Raw genomic sequence first — 16,438 nt, forward strand, 5'->3', positions numbered from 1 at the left:
GTGTCTCCGTCCGTCGTGGTGGTGTTGGCGGCGAGGAAGACGCCGGCGGCGGCAGCGGCCTCTTCACTCGTGTCGTACGGGAGGTCCTAGGGTGCCTCCTGGACCTTGCGGTTCGCGGCGGTGGCGATTCACCACCAGCACGGGTTCACAGCCTCGGCGCTGACCGGGTGGGGTCAGCGCTTGCGTGCGCCCTGGTGGTCATGCCCCAGGCAGCGCCAAGGTCGGGGGAGTTCGCGCCGTGGATTCCGGCGTTGGCCGCGAAGTCGTCGGCGAGGCGCTCGGTCTCGACCTTGACCTTGACCTGCCGCAGGGTCCACGAAGCGATCGCGCCCGTGGGCGAGGGGGATGCAGATGCTCCCTGCAGATCTACTTCCGGATCGACTGTGTCGATCCAGATCAGTCACCAGCGAGCGCCTGCTCGCGATACAGCTCACCGATCCGGGCAACGGCTCCAGCTGGAGGCTCATAGACGGGCGGCAACTCGCTGATCATGACGTCGAGTTCCCGAGCATCCGGCAGTGGCGCGGGCCGTGGCATGGCCTTGCCCTCGGCAGTGCCGAGATACTGAGAGATCGCGCGCTCGATGCACTGGTTACGGATCAGCACTCCGTTGATGCCGCTGACCTCGTCGAGGTCCAGGTCAAGGGTCACCGCCCGGTTGAGTGCCCGGCGCATGCGGTGCTCGATGGTGCGGTGCGCGTTCAGATCGATGGTGGTGTCCTTGTATCCGAGTAGCACCGCGTCGAAGACGCCTTCGATGCTGTCCGGGAGATGCCAGCCGGGGAGATGCCCTAAGGTGCCATCCGTCTCGCGGTCGTCGGCGTCGAGCAGACGGTTCCAGTCGTCGCGCCGATGCGTCCACTCGTCGTCCGAGACCTCCGCCGGCCGGTCAGCCTGGTTCTGGTAGTGGTAGTCGACAAAGATCGGGTGGCCATCGGCTTCGAGGGCCAGGAGCGCGTCGGTGTACGCGCGGTTCCCGGCGAAGGGGTACGCCAGCCGGTGTGTGCCCCACTCGTCGTCAACCTGACCGAAGACGATGCTGAAGCGCAGCGGATCGTGGAACGTCATGTGGTCATCGAGCCCGGCCTGCTCGTCGAGCCAGAGCTTCCGGGCCCGGTAGACGGTGTAGTTGTGCAGGGGACCGCCCATGTCGCGTTCGCGCACCTCGGAGTCGTCGGTGACGCGGGCGACGTTCCTGGCGATGATGGGTACAGCCAGCTCGCGGAAGACCTCGCGCATGCGCTTGGAGATCACGCGGGTGAGTTCGAAGAGGTCGGGCGCGTGCGCGGTCAGCCGCAGCCCGTCGTACAGCTTGGCGCTCATCGGATTTTCCGTTCTCGGGACGCCCGTATAGCTGTCAGGCAGCTGGAGCGAGGTCGTTTTGAGTGATGTGCGTGGCGTGCGACGTTCGACATAGGCGCGGGTGCGTTCGTCGAAGCGCATCCCGACCAGCACGATGGTGTGCAGCGCGTTGTTCGCGGCCCGGGCCCCGTCGCGGTTGAGGCGGTGACGGTGGGTGCGGCCGGAGGAAGCCGGGATCAGCCCGACCCCGGCGAGGTGCGTGAACACCCTCTCGGACCGCATGTTTTCGGGGTTGTCCCCGGCCGAGGTGAGGGCGCGTCGACGACATACGTCACGAACAACCGTGGGTTCCTGGCAGGCTTTCGCTCGCAGAACGGCCCGCACCGATGAACACCAGAGAGACACCGTGACCGAGTAGACCAGCCACCAGGACGACCGCGAGACACGCGTACGGCGCCCCTTCGGCCATCGGCCGTACCTCGTGCCCAACGACGCGGGGCGCGTGCTCGGCGAGCTGACCGCCATGTACGCCGACGGCGACGTCGACCTCGAAGGGATCGCGAAGGTTCTCAAAGCATCTGACGACGCCGGCCGCACCTTGGAAGACAACGCCCTCGGCGTGCTCGACGCGCTGCGGTGCCGAGGGCACCCTCGACGCCGCTACGTACGAGCAGCTGCGGGGCACCGTCGAGCGGGCAGGCGACGAGGCGGGCGTATACGTCATGAGCACCCGCGAGCGGACAGACGAACTGGTCGGCGAGGGCGCGTTCGTCGAGAACTACACGTCACGCAAGGGGGACTGACCGGCGTGTCCCGGCTGACACCGGAACAGGCGGACGACCGGCTCGGCATCGCCGACGAGCACGTCGCCGTGTTGCCCCGGCAGGGGGCGACGAAAGCAGGCGGCGTCAGGTCTCCTCGCTGATCTCGATCAGGTGGGTGCGGATCGCGCCCATCGGGTCTGGCGCCTGCACCCGCAGGCGCACCGGCTCGCCGGGCACGGGCGGGATCGGTTCGGCGGTGAGGATGTCGCCGTACTGTGGGCCGGCTTTCTTGTTCAGCGCGGTATGGATCAGTGTGCGCAGCTCGATCGGCTTCATCGCCGGACCTCCTTGACGCTCGGAGTGCCCTTGAACTTCGCGACCCACGCTCCGGGCGGTCCGGTCAGGCGGACCCTTGTGATGCCGTCCGGGCTCGGCGCCCAGCCGGCCATCGCCGTGCGACGCGCGTCCTCCTCGTCCAGCGCACGGACGGTGGTGGTGATCGGAGCCATGATCGTGACCGTGAACGATTTGAGCGGCGGCGCCGTCCTGCGCCACTTACGGTACTGAGCAACGGCGTGCTGGTAGCGCACCAGCTCCCGCACGTACTGCTCGATGCGTACGAACCCGCGGGCCGCGTCGTGGCCGGTGGTGTCGCTGTCGCTGAACCGCACCCACTCTCCGGTACCGACCCCGCAGGGGCCCGAACGCTCGTACAGGGTGTCCCGCGGGGCGCCTGCGGCTTTCGCCTTCGCGCACCGATCCTTGATGTACTCGGCGTGGGACCCGATCTCTACGGCCCAGGCGACCATGTGCAGGTAGCCGTGATGCTCGGCGGGATCGGTGACGTGGCTGATGGCGCCACCGTAGGGCGGGTTGAACTTCGGCTCCTGCACGGTCAGCTCTCCTTGATCGCGGTGTCGGCGGTGGTGGTCGGAATGTAGAGACGGCGTCTGTCGACCCGGCACTTCCCGACATAACAAAAGCGGCCCACCGGAATGGTGAGCCGCTGAGTTGTTGTGGCGTCCTTGGGCCTACTGTCCTTCGTGGCAGAGCCCGTTGTCGATCAGGTACGTCTTGTCGGCAGCGACCTGCCGGGTCTTCTCGATATAGCTGGAGCTGGTCCTGGCCCGTGCCGCGGCTGCGTCCGTGATGGTCCTCATCACGGACTGCCACTCTTCCGCGCTGCCTTCTGCCTGGTGCGCCTGCTGTAGTCGTCCGATCAGGCGGTAGGACCGCACGAGATCCTGAGCCAAGTCGCTCGGTGCGGGAAGCGGCATGTGGTGGAGGCTGCCCCACGGCGTGGTGAGCAGCGCGGTCGAGCTGACAACGGCGATCTTCATTGGTCAGGGGTTCCTCTTGAAGATGAAGACGCGCCCGTTGTCCTGGACGAAGGCCTCGTCTTCCCTGAGCACGTACTCGGTTGAAGCGTGTGAGGGGGGCGTACGACTTCTCGGCCTCGACCCGAACGTTGTGGGCGAACTGCCTGTCGAACTGTACGTCCGTCAGCTTCTTCATGCCGTCGACTGCGGCCACGCCGACGTTCTCTCGGACTTCCTCAGGCGTTGTGAACCGCTGCTCGTCGGCGGCAGCGTCCCGGCGGAAGCTGCGTACAGCGTCCTCCCACATCCGGATGCGGACCCACACCCCCGAGGTTCCGCTCGATGATCTTCTCGATGCCGACGATCGTCAGCATCTTCGCCAGGTGCTCTTACATGTCACTCACCGGTGCCCCTCCTGCTCGATGATCGCGGCCCGCGTCAGCTCGGCCCGCTGCTTCTTGGCGTGCGTCTCGTCGTAGGAGCAAAAGAGCACCGGTCTGTTCCTTAAAGTTCAGTGCTTCTACGGATACGGCCGCGCGCAGTCCCGACCCGCACCCGGAGGATGAGCTGTTTCCGGCCGCCTGACGGCTAGCTTTCAGGCATGGACGAGAACGACGAGCAGCTCCTCGACTTCGACAAGACAGAGATCGACTGGCGCCCTGAAAGGGCAGCCGAGGCGCTTACCGGCCCGTATGCGGACATCTATCGCAACCATCTGGCAGTCGCCCGGTGGGCCGACGGTTATGCCGAGCGGTACCAGGCGAGCAACCCGGCCGCCGCGTCCCCCGAGCACAGGGACGGGTTCGTGGAGGGAGTTCTGTGGATGGCCGCCTTCCTGCGGCAGGGTGACCTGCTTCCTGGCGGTCAACTGCTGCAACAGGACCAGCCGGGACTCCCGGACCGGGACAGCACGCCGGATTCGTAGAGTGACGGGATGGACTCCCAGACCAAGGCCCCGGACCCCTACGCGATCCTGCACGGCTGGCTCGCCGGTTCGTACGTCCGGCCCGACGGCCAGCAGGTCATCGGGCGCGTCTGGGACGAGGACACCAAGTACCGTTACCGCCTCTACCTCGCCGGGATCGACGCCCCGGCCGGCTGGAAGCAGGACTGGTTCACCTACATCGGCGATTTCGTCTGGCGCTTCGAGCCCCTGCACATCCAGGACTGGGCCGCACGCCTCACCGCCTTCGACGGTGCCCCGCTCGCCGCCACCTCCCGCGGCCGCGCCGTCTCCGCCGTCCGCAGCTTCTACGCCCACTGCGAGGATGACCTCGGCGCCGCCCGCTGGAACCTGCCGCCCCGGCGTGTGCTCGCCGGGCCCACCCCGCCGGCCGCGCGCGAGACTCTCACCCGGTTCCAGACCGACGCGCTGCGCACCGCCGCCGACCGCTACCGCGGCCCTCACCCCGAACGCGCCCGCCTCGCCACCTACATGACCCTCGCGGGCCTGCGCCCGGGCCAGTCCATCGCGGCCGTCATGCAGTACGTCCAGCGCGACAACCAAGCCGGTCCCACCTGGAAACTGCCAGTCAAGAACAACAGCGCCTCCGCCGTCGGCCCACTCACCTCCATCCCCCGCCCGCTGGTGTGGGCACTGGACGAGTACCTGCCGGTGCGCACCCACAAGGCCCCGCACTCCACCGAGACCGAGGGCCCGCTACTGGTCTCCCGCACCGGCCGCGGGCTCGATCACGTCACCTTCACCCGGCTGCTGCGCGAGGTCGCCGCCACCCACCCCGACCTCAAAGAGATCGCCCCCGCGCTGCACCCGGACGTCGTCGCCCACTCGCCGAGCCCGTTCGCCGACGAGAGCGCCGCGGCCGGCGGAGACGGGCGATGACGGCGTACCGGGCGATCCTCCTGTTCCAGGACGGCCCGGCCGTCACCGGCTGCTGAGACAACCCCGCCGTCGCCCGCACAACGTACAAGAGACGGGTCGGGCTCTACAACACGCGGAACGTACACGGAAATACGAGTGGGCGACGGCACGGCGATACGTCGCGGTGAATCCGGTGCGTCTGCGCTCGGTCCGTACGCGGGACGGCTCGATGATGGAGGTCCCTGAGGGCCCCGGCGGACGTGCGGACGTTGCCGATGCCAGCGGTCAACCGTTGTTCGTCGGTGCTGCAACACGCCCAGAGAAGCGGCGATTCAGTCCTCTGTGCGGGCGACGCTAACGATCAGCGCCATGTCGTCGGCGTCTCGCCATTCGCCGATCACTCGCCACCCGGCATCGCTCAGAAGCCGCTCAGCCTCGCGCTTGCCGTCCTCGGGGTCTCCGCCCTTGGCGGCGATCGTGGTGCGCTCGCTGAACGCAGCAGGCGTGTCATAGTCGGGCGACCATGCCCGCTCGTCGCCCGGGTGCTCGCCGGTCAGCTTGTCCTGCCATACCGAAACATCCATGTGTGGCTGAGAGAGGTGACCGGTGCCGTAGGTCATCCAGGCACTGCAGTGTGGGCGGCTCGACCATTCGGTCTCACGTTCGTTCTCCAGGTCCCAACGCTTGAACAGCTCGCCGAGCTGAGCGTAGATATGGCGGGCCTGCGGCTCGCTCAGGGTGAGTGTGCCGCCCCGGAGCCTGCCGTCTTCGGTGGGGGCAATCGGTGCGTAGTACTCGATGCCTGCGCGGTACCGGGTGATGTCACCGATGATCAGCTCATGGCGACCGTGCAACGACTGCTCCACCGGCGGCAGATGGTTGAGGTCGGCCTTGTAGTAGGGCGGAAGCTTGTGGACGTCGACGATGTCGCGTTCGGACATAGGGTTCCCCTTTCCGGACGGCGTGAAGGGCGGTCCGGTGTTCAGGCAGTGGCTGACGCACGCTGTTCCTCCTTCCACTTCTTGTACAGCTCGGCGGCGGGGCCGGGGACGAGCCAGGGGAAGGCGTCGGCCCACTCCCGGTAGGACTCGCCCTCGGACTTCTCGTAGAAGGAGTTGCTGGCCGCACCAGTGATCAGCTCCGGGCTGGCGCGCAGGGCCAGAACGCTGTCCTTGCTGTTCCGCTGGTACCACAAGACCTCGTGGCCGAGCAGGGCCAGCTCGCGGGGCTCGAAGCAGTCGTCGCACAGGCGCACCCGCTGGCCGGACTTCTTGTGGACCGCCATGACCTGGGCGCTCTTGTAGCTGTAGCGCGCGCAGCGCAGGCACCGGTAGTGGTAGTCGTTCCACTCGCCTGCACCCGCGTGGACCGCGGTGGGGTCGGTGACGATCTCGAAGTCGTCGACCGCCGGGGTCAACTTCGCCAGCGGCAGCACCTGCGTACTGGCGTGCTCGGGGGCCAGGAAGGCGGCGTACGGATTGGTGGGCGGGCGCCGGTAGTTGTTGCGGTCCCGCTTCCGGAACTGCTCGATGGTCGCGTAGTGCTGCTCGGTGAAACCCTGCGCGGTTTCGAGGTCGAAGCGGACCAAATCGCCGATGGAAAACATTTTCCCCTCCCAGGTACCAGCGGTGAATGGGTTGATGCCCGGCGCGGGAATCGAACCCGCCGAATGCCGTCCGGCATTCGCTGCTCGCCGTTCGGGCAGGTTTCAGTCGTCGACCAGGACGCCCCAGACATTGTCGATAACGGTTGAATTCTCGTCATCGACGTCTCTGACGACCTCTTGGTACGCCTCATTTACAGCCCGGGTGTGCGAGTCCACCAGGTATGAATGCGCCCACTCGTTGGGGTCGTCACCGACCCTCTCGGCAACCAGAGCCTCGATTTCGGCTTGCGGGTGGTCGTCGGGGAATTGGTCCGACGATTCGATGATGAGATTGCCGCCGGAATCAAAGCGGCCCATCAGCAGAATCACGACGGTTCCACCGAGTCTTTCGCTTCACCGACGTATTGCGCGTACAGAACCATCTCGTCCTCGACCTTGCGGGATACCGCATCGAATGCTCCGGCGGGCTCGAACGCCTTCGGCCTGCCGCGCTTGATGTTGCTGGCCATCATGGGTGCCGACGGGAATGCGCCCACCCTGGCCCATTCGTGGGGCCGATTGCGTAGCGCTTCGGCTACAGCCTCGTATGCGGGATTGGTTTTCCGCGGAGCCGGGGGGACTCGAATACCAGATCGCCCATTTTTTGGTTCCCTTACTTGTTGATCGTGCGGAACTTGAGCTGTCCCTTGACCGGGACCTGGTGGGAGTGCTTGATGTCGGCCGGAACGTTCGTGCCGCACGTCTCACAGACGAACGTGTGCTTCTCGTACGGCTGCTCGCAGTAGAAGCACGGGTCCTCGTCGTATTCGGGCGCCGGCATCAGCCCGAGGCTCGCGTCGCCGGAGAGGTGCACGGTGGCGTAGTCATGCGGGAACATCGCGGCGGCCTGGCGGACGTTGTCCTCCGTGATGAACGCCGGGTGCGACAGGCCCCACTCGCGCAACTTCCTGGCGATCTCTCGGGCCAGGGCCTGCGGCAGCTCGTAGTCGTCACGGACCCGGCGGGTCAGACCGGCCTCGGTCGGCGACTTCTCCCCGAGCTTCATCCACTTCCCGCACCGGTCGCACTTCTCGTCCTCGATCTCGCCGCGCTCTCCGTCCGGCAGCTCGGTCAGCTCTGTGCGGGTCTGCTGGCTGGTGATCGTCTTCGGGAATTCACCGGAGTCGTAAGACCGTTCGCTGCTGAAATTGACTCCGATCCGCTCCGCCGTGCGTCGGATCGCCTCCTCGTGGTCGCTGCTGCGGGCGACCTTGATGCTGTTCGCTCGCATCCGCCCGATCGTGCACGAGGGGCACAGGTTGTCGTCGGCGTAGGTGTAACCGACCACTCCACCGGACATGTTCAGTGCTCCTTCGCATTGGTGAGGGGGGACCACTCGTTGGCGAAGCGGACGTGTCCGTACGTGTCCAGCTCGATGAACCCGGTGGTGCCAGCGACCAGCCAGCCGGTGCGCTCGCGGCCGGCCTCGGTCTTGCGGGACAGCACCTTGAAGCCGATCGGCTCTCCGCATTTCGGGTAGCTGGTGAGGAAGGCTCGGGCCATGGACACGTCCAGCGCCGGGACGATCCGCCAGCCCATCTCCCGGGCGAGCTGCTCGGCCCGGTCGACACCGGCCGCGAAGATCCCGTCCTGGTAGGTGCGGGGGTTGGCGGTCGTGACGTGCAGCTCGCCGAAGCTCTCGGTCAGCGCGAACGGCCACGTCCACGCGATACCGATGACCTTCTCGGTCTCGATCACGAGCACGTCGCCGTCGCGGATGTCATCGCGCCACTGTGTGGCGTTGTATGCCTCGGTCGTGTCGTCGAAGTGGTGGACGTTCGGCCCGGCGTTCGCGCTGCTCACGCTGAGACTCCCTGTGAGTGGTAGCGGCCAGCGAAGAGGTTGAAGTGGGTCGGAATGTCGATCCAGGTGTCGCGGTAGGTGCGGGTGACGTGGTCGCGGATCTCGGCATCGAGCGGCACGACGACGGAGCGGGACCACCAGGTGGGCAGAGCGCGGCTGTTCTCCACGAAGCGGACCTCGGCGCTCGGGATGTCCCGCGTGTGCATCTCGCGGGCCTCGTCGCGCATCTCCTCGAACCGCGGGGACTGCACGCCGAAGAGCTTTTTGCCGTCCACGTAGACGTAGAAGCGGCCGGACGTATGGGTGACGGTGTGTCCGACGCCGATTTCGTAGACCTCGGTCCCGTACCGGCCGTCGGTGTCCTCGTAGAAGCAGCTGATCCAGCTCAGCGGAGTCGGCATGGAGTAGTCGTGACCGGCCTGCGGATCGCGTATCTGCCCGTATCCGTTGTCCAGAATGGTGACCGGCATGAACTTGTTGGTGAGCCCCATGCTCATCATGCACTCGGATGCACCGCACTTGACGACGACGGTTTCTCCGGGCGTCACGTAGCACTTCTCGGGCCGCTTGTAGTGGTGGGTCATCATTCCTCCTCGAAAGACGGATTTCGACTGACAGTCGGCAGCCCGGGGCGCGGCGTTTCTGCTGCGTCCTGGACTGCTGTTAGCTCAGACGTCGATTGCTGTGTGGGTGCCATCGGTGTGCACCACGAATGCATGATGGAATGTGCGCCCTCTGAATTCGCGGACCCTCACGCGGTATTGGGGCTTGCACTTACGCACGCGTGCACTCATGTGGCGTACGCAGTAGGCCGCGAGCGGATCGGATGCCGTGCCATCGCAAGGCGGTTTGTGTTCTACGTAGCGGGTCGCGGTGTCGACTCATTCAGCCAGTTGGTCACGGTACGTACCGCTGGAGCATGAAAAGCCACAGCCGCCCACTCAGTTGTCGCGCTCAACCCAACCGTCCGGGTACACCCAGTGCGGCCGTCCTCGCCAGTGGATGACGTACTGATCGATGCGGGCTCGCCACTCGTGCCGGGGCTGCTCCTCCGGGTACCAGCGCAGTTCGGCCAGGGTGTTGCCCTTGAACGGGGTCGGGTCCCCGGTGAAGCCTGCCGCCCTCACGCTGTGCGGCATCTTGTAGTTCTCCCACTCGCCGTCACTGCCGGCCGGACGGCGCTGGAGTTGGAGCATGTACAGCACGTCACCGTCGCGGGCGTCGGCCTCACCGGCGGGCCAGCACACCGTCCGGTCGAACCCGTCGCCGTACGTGTTCTTGGGGTTGATGTAGGCGCAGCCCGTCTGCCAGTGGTTGCCGTGGTCGTCGACCAGACTCGACACACTGCGCGGCATGGTCGGGCGCGCACCGAGGATCAGGAAGTGCGTCGTATCAGCGGGCGTGGGCCCGGCTGCCGACCGGTGGTACACCAGCTCCTGGCCCACGATCTTGATCGTCATGCCCGTGTCGGTGCGGCTGAACTTCTTCTTGCCATCCCACTCGTACGGAAGTCGCGGACGGGTCATGAGTTCCCCCCTAGATCTTGAGCAGGTCGCGAAGCACCTTCGACCCCTTGCCGTCTTTGGACGTCGACTTGGTCACCCGCCGGATCGTGATCGCGTCCATCGCGGTGCTGCCGCGCCCACGCCATGTCGAGTCGTCGGGCGTGCGGACCGTCACGTGCCGCATCCGGTACCGGCCGCCGCTGGGCGTGTAGCGGTCCCGCTCCTCGGTCTCGTAGCGGGTGACCTTGCCCAGTACTCCGCCGGTCCAGGTGGCGGATTCCTTCCTTTTCGATGATGGGCGGCAGCACCTTCGTGGCGGTCTCGGCCAAACCGCCACGCCACCAGATCGGGCACAGCAGCATCGGCGGAAGCAGCGGGGCGCGAGGCAACAGCAGTCATGGTGAGCAGCCCTTCGTAGGAGGAGATGGAGAAGCCCAGGAACAGCCGCCCGACAGGGGGCCACCCGTAGCCGACACGCGCATGACGTGCCACAGAGTCGTCCGGGTCAACTTCGTTGATCCCCCAGCACCAAACAGACCCACAGGCGCCTTACGCGCCCGAGCTCCGCTCAGCACGCCCTCTACACCCCCTATCCCGTGGCATTCTGACTCACCACAGGCCATCATTCAATAGGCATTCGAATAAGCCACCCTCGAAGGTCAGTCGATCCAATCGGACTGGTCGGTGACAGGAGAGGCGAGGCGAGAAGCGATGAAGACCTGGAGGACAAGGAAGGCTGGGCTCTCTGCTGCGGCGCTGGCTGCGGTCGCGGACGTTGCGCTCGGTGGGCGTTCCGGCGGCAACGGCAGAACAGCCCAGGAGGCACAACCGTCGCCCGCTCCAAGTCCGACCACGGGCACCGCCAAGACCACTGCCAAGACCCTCGGCGAGGCGCTGGACAACCTCGTCCTCCAGGGCACCGGGAGTTCCAGCAAGTCCGAAACGGCAGCAGCCATGCGGTGGAAGTAACGGTTTCCGAGGCGGGCACGGGCCAGGGTCAGGGCGGTTCTCGCTGTCAAGGGCGGCCCCAGGCGTGGGGGTTGAGGGCGATCAGATGAATGGAGTGCTGGTCTTCAGAGACCGTGCTTCTCGTGGTCGTAGGGCTCGTCCGGCCGGTGGACCGCGATGCGCACGATGGGTGTGGACCCGTCGGCCTCCGGGCGCTGCGCGGCCGGTGCCGGCGTCCGGGTCTGGGTGCTGATCTCACGGGCGATCCGGAGGATGCAGACGACGACGGCCAGCGCGGTGAAGAGGAACGCCATCCTCAGTAATGGCGTCAGGGGGTACATGGGGACGGTCCTTTCGGTGAGTGGAGCGTGGCCGACTCGCAGAGCTCGGCGAGGGTATGGCCGCAGGATAGGTAGGTGACCTCGTACAGCGGGCCCTGGCCCCAGCCCGGGTCCCAGTCCTCGGGCGGCAAGGCGGGTTCGACGGTGCGTTTGACGATGTCGCGGGGCAGGCCAGGCTCGCTGGTCTCGTCGTAGGAGCAGAAGGGGCACCACTCCAGCTCGGGCAGCTGCGCGGCGACGCCGAGCAGTTCAGGCGCGGTGACTGTACGGGTCACCTCGGCCGACGCAGCGTCGGCCAAGAGGAGGTCAGCGATCGGCGCGGCGATGACGGTCATGGAGTCCTCGGCTCGGTCATAGTGGGTTTTACGCAGGGCTGAACAGCGCACAGCGCGAAAAGAAGTAGGGCGGGAACCGCTCAGGCGCGGTTGCCGCGGATGGCGAGGAGGAGGCTGCCGGGCCGGTAGGTGGTACAGCCGTCAATGGTCCAGTGACCGGAGCCAGCGGCGATACCCCGCACGTAGCTTTCGTGGGCGCACAGGTTGCAGTGCTGCGGGTCGAACGGGCGGGCACTCCCGGTCTGCGGCTTGGCCGCGTGCGAGAAGTACGACACCCACTGAGCGCGGTCCAGCGGCCGGAGTAGGTGGTCGTAGTACGGCTGGATCGTGCCGATCACCATGTCGCCGGGGCGGACTTCACCGACCGGGACCACGCCGACGAGCGAAGGGTCGAAAGCGTCGGCGGGCGGGATCACCAATTGCCAGCCGGCGGCCGTGACGGAGTTGGGTGCGCGGACGATCACGCGATGGAAGTCGACAGGTTCGGACATCAGTGGCTCCTTGCAAGCGGTGTGGGTCGTCTGCTGCGCCCATGAAGCCGGTCTGGGCGGCGAGGGTGTCGGCGAGTAGGGCGACGCGGGTGGTGGCGGGGCTTCAGCCGCAAGCCAGCTCCGTGGCCCGCGACCAACTGCCCATTCGGAAGCGGATGGTGGTGGCCGGCGGGACATCACCCTTTAGGTCCGCCGAATCCGTGCGCCAGGCCTCGTAGGCCGCTAGCGTCGTGGATCCCGTCTCCCTGAGGCATTGCTGGATCGCGGCAATGAGCTGCGGCTGGGTCCACTTCGTCGTCGCAGTCCGGAGCTGCTGGGGCTGTTCGGTCACGGCGAGACCCGCGAGCTCCAGCGCACGGTTCCAGCTGCCGAAGCGGCGCTCGTAGAGCGGAGCTGATGGATCGGTGCCCCTGCGGCGCTGCTCGAAGGTGCGACGTCCCAGAGCGTTCTCTCCTTGCGCCAGGTGGATGAGCACGTGCAGGAGCTGCTGGTCGGTGTAGACGACCGGCCCGGACTTTCTGGGCGCAGGGACGTGCACAGCAGACGGAGTCACGGTCGGTCCTACCTCTCATTCTGAAAGCCGGATGCGCGTCAGAACGTCCGTACTTGCACGAGCTGCCGGTCGCGGTTCGATGGACGCGGACATCTCGTTGAAGGTCCCGGGGAACTCGCCGTAGCAGGTCGAATCGTCGATCTCGACGGCAAGGTCTGGCCGTTCCTTGAGCCAGGCGGCGGCCTGTTTGTCGACACAGGCCCGGCCCTCGCCGTCCAAGTCGATTGGGTGCCAGGTCTTCTGGTCATCGCTCACGCTGCACGTGAGCGATGACCAGATCGGCGTCGGTGGTGGCCAGGCCGGGGCAGGAACAAAGGGCAGTCATGGCGAGCGGTCCTTCACGGGATGAGATGAGAAGCCCACGCACAGCCGCCCGGCCGGGGGCCACCCTCAGCTGGCACGCGCACGACGCGTCACAGAGTCCTCCGGATCAACTCCGTTGATCCCCAAACGCCAGTCAGACCTGCAGGTACCCTGCGCGCCCGAGCCCCGCTCGGCGCGCCCTCTGCCCCCTCTCCGCTGCGGCATTCTGACTCATCACGGACCGCCATTCAATAGGCATTGGATAAGATACCTCGAAGACCAGTCGGCCCAATCTGACTGGATGCCGACAGGAGAGGCGAGGCCAGAGGCGATGAAGATCTGGAGGACGAGGATGGCTGGGCTCTCTGCTGTGACGTCGGCTGTGATCGTGGGGGTTGCGCTCGCTGGATGCTCCGGCGGCGGCACAACCCAGGCACAGCCGTCATCCGCCCCGAGCACCGCCAAGGTCACCGACAAGGCCCTTGGCGAGGCACTGGACAAGCTCGCCTTCCAGGGCACCGAGAGCTCCAGAAAGGACGGCGGGGCCTGCCTGGCCAGCACAGTGCGGAAGGCGGGAATGCCGGAGGAGGCGCTGGCCTACATCGTCAAGTCCGACAGCGACGACATGGGTGTAGTCATCGACGGACTGAACAAGGTGAGCGAGGACGACGCTGCGCTCCTGGCCTCGCGGTCGCTGCGCGAGGACTTCGACGCGTGCATCGACAAGGCTGTACTTCCGAACGGCAACAGCCCCAAGACTCAGAGCTACGTGCCGCCGAAGGCAGCCGCGAAGCCTGTAGCTGGCAAGCCTAACCTGAAGCCGGCTTACCCGGTCCGCGCGGATCAGCCGGTCAACTCGTCCATCGAGCTCAGCAAGGGCCTGGTCTCGATGTTCTCCTCCTACGCCCGGGACGAGGGCCAGAAGAAGACCTACGCGGCGGCCGGCCAGTGCCTGTCGACCTTGGTGTACAACGCGGGCTTCAGCCAGAACGCGCTGCACTTCTTCGCCGGCGGCGCACCCCTCGGCACCGGGTCGATCGTCGAGCATCTGCCCAGCGACAAGGACAAGGTGATCTGGCAGTCGCCGAGGTTCACCCTGGGGCTTGCCGACTGCACGACGAATGCGACGCCGAATCCCATGCCCGGCTCCTGAGCGGGAGTCCATCAGGCAGACGAATGGCCCGGTGCGCCACGTGTCGCACCGGGCCCCTTCTTCTCTCGCCGTCACGCGAGGGTGGGTGTGGTCCGCAGCAGGTGACCCCGCCCGAGAGGAAAGGAATCGAGCGGGGCCACCTGCCGCGGTGATGCGCCGCCAGGGGGGGGACTGACTGGGCGCGACTGCGACTCTACTGGCATTCGAGCGGAAGCGCAAAGAGTTCAGGTGGCTTATCGACTAGTGTCGATAAGGTGGGCCTCATAGATCGGTTAAATAGGGCAAGGAGAAGCCGGGCATGACCGCCGCACAGGAGTTGGAGAAGACGACGCAGCCCGTGCGCGGCACGAAGAAGAAGCCGCCGGGCGCGACGCAGGGCAGCAGTAGTGGGCGCCAGGGCATGTTCGTCCGGCTGGATCCGGACGACAAGCAGCGCGCGGAGTACTGGGCTGGCAAGCGCGGGTTCTCCTCGGTGAACGAGTACGTGGCCGAGGCGGTGGTCGAGAAGATCCGGCGCGAGAACCTCGACTACGACCTGCCGACCCTGGAGATCGCCCGCCTCAACGAGCTCGTCGACCAGGTCGCGGCGCTGGCGAAGAACTCGGCGAACCTCGAACGCGTCGTCACCACGGGCTTCGACTCGCTGATCGGGCTCACCCGCGGCGACAACTACCTCCTGGATGACGAGGACGGCGAGCTCCGATGAGCCGGGACTTCGCAGAGATGCTGGAAGCGGCCACACCCACCGACGAGGTGATGGAGGTGGACACGTCCTTCCTCGACGCCTACCGGCGCGGCGGGAGCGAGGAGCTCAAGCGCGTCCAGGCCCAGGCGGCACAGCCTGAGCCTGAGGTGGCAACGCCCGAGCCGGAGGCGCAGCTTGACGAGGCCGGCAGCGGCGACTCTCAACTCGAGGTCGAAAGTCTGCATGCTGATCTCGATCTGGAGCCGGACTACGAGCCCGACGCCGGCGACTCCGAGCGGGCCGGCGGATCCAACCAGCGTGGTGGTGACGGCGGTGGACAGGGAGGAACTGCCGGGGTGTTCCCGGGCGGTGCGCCGGCGGACCCTGCGGCCGCCGCTGTTCCGGCTCCCGGGGCACAGCCGGACGTCGAGGACGCCGCAGCGGAAGTCACTTCTCACGACGTCGTCGCCTCACCGGATGAACCCGAGCATATAACGCCCGGCTCGCTCCAGCTCACGGACCATCAGGACGCCGTTCAGAGTGCGGCCTCGAAGGGTGGATCGGGCAGCACAGCCGAGACCGCCACGCTTCCCCAGTCGGGCTTCCGGCTCGCCGGCGTGCAGAGCCAGCCGCACATCAAGGCGCTGCCCGAGAGCATCATGAACGCGCTGCGGGAGCAGCTGCGAGCAGCCGCGGTCCGTGAGCTGGGCGTGAGTGACAGCGCTGCTCGGGAGTTCAGCCGGCGGCTGAGCCAGGGCACGCTGGTGACGGCGTTCCTGCTGGCGCAGCTCGACCTGCACCTTGATGCCGATCCTGCCACCGAGCGTGCCGTCGAGCTATTCCGTTCCCGCGATCCGCTGCTGGGCAGCGTGGTGGCACGCCTGGCGAGCATCGAGGCCGCTGAACGCGAGCGGGACGGGTTGCTGCGCAAGCTGCGCGACGAGTTGGGCGAGGTGCGCCAGACCAGCGCGGTGGTCGAGCAGGCGCTGGCGTACTCCATCGCCGACCGTACGGAAAACTTCCTGCGGGGCTCGCACAACCTCCACGACGCGCCGATCACGCACACGGAGGCGATCCACCTCCGGGACATGGCCCGGGAAGCGACCAGGAGGCAGTTGAAGCTTGAACGCGAGCGGGAAGGACGGCCGATTCGATGACCCCGGCGGGCAAGGTGAAGCTCTTCCCCGCCCGGCAGCGCCGCAAGAAGTGCAGCAAGGGTCTGGGTCTCCGCGCCCAGGACCCGGTGTACCAGCCAGCCGGGGATCATGCCCTCGTCGGTCCCCTGCAACGCGGCCTGAAGCGCCCTGAGGGGCCTTGAGACGCTCGGCGAGGTGCTGCGGGTGAACCGCGTCCGGCTCGGCGCGGCATTGCCGACTGGGTGGTGACAGCGCTCGACAGACGACGGCCCCGAGAAGCACAGCTTCTCGGGGGCTTCTCTTTTTCACGAGCGGCGATTGCTCGAACAGCGT

General features: G+C 66.7%; 23 protein-coding genes. 5 read left to right on the forward strand and 18 right to left on the reverse strand.

Annotation, left to right across the window (positions count from 1 at the left end):
* Positions 1–396: 396 nt before the first annotated feature.
* The 4 genes from ACFPIH_RS45775 to ACFPIH_RS45790 all read right to left on the reverse strand — a co-directional run bounded on the left by ACFPIH_RS45775 (position 397) and on the right by ACFPIH_RS45790 (position 3,406).
* Positions 397–1,827: a transposase gene (locus ACFPIH_RS45775; protein ID WP_381184903.1), complete on the reverse strand. Its 1,431-nt coding sequence runs from the start codon at positions 1,825–1,827 to the stop codon at positions 397–399.
* A 383-nt stretch (positions 1,828–2,210) separates the two neighbouring features.
* On the reverse strand, positions 2,211–2,402 hold the full coding sequence (locus ACFPIH_RS45780) for a hypothetical protein (RefSeq protein WP_381184905.1): 192 nt from the start codon (positions 2,400–2,402) through the stop codon (positions 2,211–2,213).
* Positions 2,399–2,959: a hypothetical protein gene (locus tag ACFPIH_RS45785; RefSeq protein WP_381184907.1), complete on the reverse strand. Its 561-nt coding sequence runs from the start codon at positions 2,957–2,959 to the stop codon at positions 2,399–2,401. The genes ACFPIH_RS45780 and ACFPIH_RS45785 overlap by 4 nt, the downstream gene beginning before the upstream one ends.
* 138 nt (positions 2,960–3,097) lie before the next feature.
* Entirely contained in the window at positions 3,098–3,406 is a 309-nt protein-coding gene (locus ACFPIH_RS45790) for a hypothetical protein (RefSeq protein WP_381184910.1), read from the reverse strand.
* Between the two features lie 580 nt (positions 3,407–3,986).
* Here ACFPIH_RS45790 and ACFPIH_RS45795 point away from each other — a divergent pair.
* Both ACFPIH_RS45795 and ACFPIH_RS45800 read left to right on the forward strand, forming a co-directional pair.
* Complete coding sequence (locus tag ACFPIH_RS45795) at positions 3,987–4,310, forward strand: hypothetical protein (RefSeq protein WP_381184912.1); 324 nt, start codon at positions 3,987–3,989, stop codon at positions 4,308–4,310.
* Positions 4,311–4,319: 9 nt separating this feature from the next.
* Positions 4,320–5,228, forward strand: a complete 909-nt coding sequence (locus ACFPIH_RS45800) for a hypothetical protein (protein ID WP_381184915.1) — start codon at positions 4,320–4,322, stop codon at positions 5,226–5,228.
* Positions 5,229–5,539: 311 nt separating this feature from the next.
* On the opposite strand, the gene ACFPIH_RS45805 is transcribed toward ACFPIH_RS45800, so the two are convergent.
* The 14 genes from ACFPIH_RS45805 to ACFPIH_RS45870 all read right to left on the reverse strand — a co-directional run bounded on the left by ACFPIH_RS45805 (position 5,540) and on the right by ACFPIH_RS45870 (position 13,083).
* On the reverse strand, positions 5,540–6,148 hold the full coding sequence (locus ACFPIH_RS45805) for a hypothetical protein (protein WP_381184917.1): 609 nt from the start codon (positions 6,146–6,148) through the stop codon (positions 5,540–5,542).
* Between the two features lie 41 nt (positions 6,149–6,189).
* Positions 6,190–6,813 carry a hypothetical protein gene (locus ACFPIH_RS45810; protein ID WP_381184920.1) on the reverse strand — a complete coding sequence of 208 codons (624 nt, stop codon included), beginning with the start codon at positions 6,811–6,813 and terminating at the stop codon, positions 6,190–6,192.
* A gap of 102 nt (positions 6,814–6,915) precedes the next feature.
* Entirely contained in the window at positions 6,916–7,182 is a 267-nt protein-coding gene (locus ACFPIH_RS45815; protein ID WP_381184923.1) for a hypothetical protein, read from the reverse strand.
* Positions 7,179–7,325 (reverse strand): hypothetical protein, encoded by a 147-nt coding sequence (locus ACFPIH_RS45820; protein ID WP_381184926.1) that lies wholly within the window; start codon positions 7,323–7,325, stop codon positions 7,179–7,181. Before ACFPIH_RS45820 ends, ACFPIH_RS45815 begins: the two co-directional genes overlap by 4 nt.
* 140 nt (positions 7,326–7,465) lie before the next feature.
* A complete protein-coding gene (locus ACFPIH_RS45825) occupies positions 7,466–8,152 on the reverse strand; it encodes a hypothetical protein (protein ID WP_381184929.1) in 687 nt (228 codons plus the stop codon).
* 2 nt (positions 8,153–8,154) lie between these two features.
* Entirely contained in the window at positions 8,155–8,655 is a 501-nt protein-coding gene (locus ACFPIH_RS45830; protein ID WP_381184931.1) for a hypothetical protein, read from the reverse strand.
* The gene (locus ACFPIH_RS45835) at positions 8,652–9,239 is read right to left on the reverse strand and encodes a hypothetical protein (protein WP_381184934.1); all 588 of its coding nucleotides are present in this window, start codon (positions 9,237–9,239) and stop codon (positions 8,652–8,654) included. The genes ACFPIH_RS45830 and ACFPIH_RS45835 overlap by 4 nt, the downstream gene beginning before the upstream one ends.
* Positions 9,240–9,596: 357 nt before the next feature.
* The gene (locus tag ACFPIH_RS45840) at positions 9,597–10,181 is read right to left on the reverse strand and encodes a hypothetical protein (protein WP_381184936.1); all 585 of its coding nucleotides are present in this window, start codon (positions 10,179–10,181) and stop codon (positions 9,597–9,599) included.
* A gap of 10 nt (positions 10,182–10,191) precedes the next feature.
* Positions 10,192–10,497 (reverse strand): hypothetical protein, encoded by a 306-nt coding sequence (locus ACFPIH_RS45845; protein WP_381184938.1) that lies wholly within the window; start codon positions 10,495–10,497, stop codon positions 10,192–10,194.
* Positions 10,498–11,233: 736 nt separating this feature from the next.
* Positions 11,234–11,449, reverse strand: coding sequence for a hypothetical protein (locus tag ACFPIH_RS45850; RefSeq protein WP_381184943.1), 216 nt, complete (start codon positions 11,447–11,449; stop codon positions 11,234–11,236).
* The gene (locus ACFPIH_RS45855; RefSeq protein ID WP_381184946.1) at positions 11,437–11,784 is read right to left on the reverse strand and encodes a hypothetical protein; all 348 of its coding nucleotides are present in this window, start codon (positions 11,782–11,784) and stop codon (positions 11,437–11,439) included. Before ACFPIH_RS45855 ends, ACFPIH_RS45850 begins: the two co-directional genes overlap by 13 nt.
* An 80-nt stretch (positions 11,785–11,864) precedes the next feature.
* Positions 11,865–12,275: a hypothetical protein gene (locus tag ACFPIH_RS45860; protein WP_381184949.1), complete on the reverse strand. Its 411-nt coding sequence runs from the start codon at positions 12,273–12,275 to the stop codon at positions 11,865–11,867.
* A 103-nt stretch (positions 12,276–12,378) separates the two neighbouring features.
* The gene (locus ACFPIH_RS45865) at positions 12,379–12,828 is read right to left on the reverse strand and encodes a homing endonuclease associated repeat-containing protein (protein WP_381184952.1); all 450 of its coding nucleotides are present in this window, start codon (positions 12,826–12,828) and stop codon (positions 12,379–12,381) included.
* Positions 12,829–12,843: 15 nt separating this feature from the next.
* Positions 12,844–13,083, reverse strand: coding sequence for a hypothetical protein (locus tag ACFPIH_RS45870; protein WP_381184955.1), 240 nt, complete (start codon positions 13,081–13,083; stop codon positions 12,844–12,846).
* Positions 13,084–13,483: 400 nt separating this feature from the next.
* Here ACFPIH_RS45870 and ACFPIH_RS45875 point away from each other — a divergent pair, with 400 nt between their 5' ends.
* The 3 genes from ACFPIH_RS45875 to ACFPIH_RS45885 all read left to right on the forward strand — a co-directional run bounded on the left by ACFPIH_RS45875 (position 13,484) and on the right by ACFPIH_RS45885 (position 16,126).
* Entirely contained in the window at positions 13,484–14,284 is an 801-nt protein-coding gene (locus ACFPIH_RS45875) for a hypothetical protein (RefSeq protein ID WP_381184958.1), read from the forward strand.
* Between the two features lie 298 nt (positions 14,285–14,582).
* Positions 14,583–14,990 carry a hypothetical protein gene (locus ACFPIH_RS45880; RefSeq protein WP_381184961.1) on the forward strand — a complete coding sequence of 136 codons (408 nt, stop codon included), beginning with the start codon at positions 14,583–14,585 and terminating at the stop codon, positions 14,988–14,990.
* Positions 14,987–16,126, forward strand: coding sequence for a hypothetical protein (locus ACFPIH_RS45885; RefSeq protein WP_381184963.1), 1,140 nt, complete (start codon positions 14,987–14,989; stop codon positions 16,124–16,126). The genes ACFPIH_RS45880 and ACFPIH_RS45885 overlap by 4 nt, the downstream gene beginning before the upstream one ends.
* The last annotated feature ends 312 nt before the right edge of the window (positions 16,127–16,438 follow it).

This window comes from Streptomyces vulcanius, assembly GCF_042653945.1.
Classification (GTDB): domain Bacteria; phylum Actinomycetota; class Actinomycetes; order Streptomycetales; family Streptomycetaceae; genus Streptomyces; species Streptomyces mangrovi.

What these genes read in the sequence shown, in the direction of transcription:
- ACFPIH_RS45775 (WP_381184903.1), bottom strand. Translation starts at nt 1,827, where the DNA reads ATGGCGGTCAGCTCGCCGAGCACGCGCCCCGCGTCGTTGGGCACGAGG.
- ACFPIH_RS45780 (WP_381184905.1), bottom strand. Translation starts at nt 2,402, where the DNA reads ATGAAGCCGATCGAGCTGCGCACACTGATCCATACCGCGCTGAACAAG.
- ACFPIH_RS45790 (WP_381184910.1), bottom strand. Translation starts at nt 3,406, where the DNA reads ATGAAGATCGCCGTTGTCAGCTCGACCGCGCTGCTCACCACGCCGTGG.
- ACFPIH_RS45795 (WP_381184912.1), top strand. Translation starts at nt 3,987, where the DNA reads ATGGACGAGAACGACGAGCAGCTCCTCGACTTCGACAAGACAGAGATC.
- ACFPIH_RS45800 (WP_381184915.1), top strand. Translation starts at nt 4,320, where the DNA reads ATGGACTCCCAGACCAAGGCCCCGGACCCCTACGCGATCCTGCACGGC.
- ACFPIH_RS45805 (WP_381184917.1), bottom strand. Translation starts at nt 6,148, where the DNA reads ATGTCCGAACGCGACATCGTCGACGTCCACAAGCTTCCGCCCTACTAC.
- ACFPIH_RS45810 (WP_381184920.1), bottom strand. Translation starts at nt 6,813, where the DNA reads ATGTTTTCCATCGGCGATTTGGTCCGCTTCGACCTCGAAACCGCGCAG.
- ACFPIH_RS45820 (WP_381184926.1), bottom strand. Translation starts at nt 7,325, where the DNA reads ATGATGGCCAGCAACATCAAGCGCGGCAGGCCGAAGGCGTTCGAGCCC.
- ACFPIH_RS45825 (WP_381184929.1), bottom strand. Translation starts at nt 8,152, where the DNA reads ATGTCCGGTGGAGTGGTCGGTTACACCTACGCCGACGACAACCTGTGC.
- ACFPIH_RS45835 (WP_381184934.1), bottom strand. Translation starts at nt 9,239, where the DNA reads ATGACCCACCACTACAAGCGGCCCGAGAAGTGCTACGTGACGCCCGGA.
- ACFPIH_RS45840 (WP_381184936.1), bottom strand. Translation starts at nt 10,181, where the DNA reads ATGACCCGTCCGCGACTTCCGTACGAGTGGGATGGCAAGAAGAAGTTC.
- ACFPIH_RS45850 (WP_381184943.1), bottom strand. Translation starts at nt 11,449, where the DNA reads ATGTACCCCCTGACGCCATTACTGAGGATGGCGTTCCTCTTCACCGCG.
- ACFPIH_RS45855 (WP_381184946.1), bottom strand. Translation starts at nt 11,784, where the DNA reads ATGACCGTCATCGCCGCGCCGATCGCTGACCTCCTCTTGGCCGACGCT.
- ACFPIH_RS45860 (WP_381184949.1), bottom strand. Translation starts at nt 12,275, where the DNA reads ATGTCCGAACCTGTCGACTTCCATCGCGTGATCGTCCGCGCACCCAAC.
- ACFPIH_RS45875 (WP_381184958.1), top strand. Translation starts at nt 13,484, where the DNA reads ATGGCTGGGCTCTCTGCTGTGACGTCGGCTGTGATCGTGGGGGTTGCG.
- ACFPIH_RS45880 (WP_381184961.1), top strand. Translation starts at nt 14,583, where the DNA reads ATGACCGCCGCACAGGAGTTGGAGAAGACGACGCAGCCCGTGCGCGGC.
- ACFPIH_RS45885 (WP_381184963.1), top strand. Translation starts at nt 14,987, where the DNA reads ATGAGCCGGGACTTCGCAGAGATGCTGGAAGCGGCCACACCCACCGAC.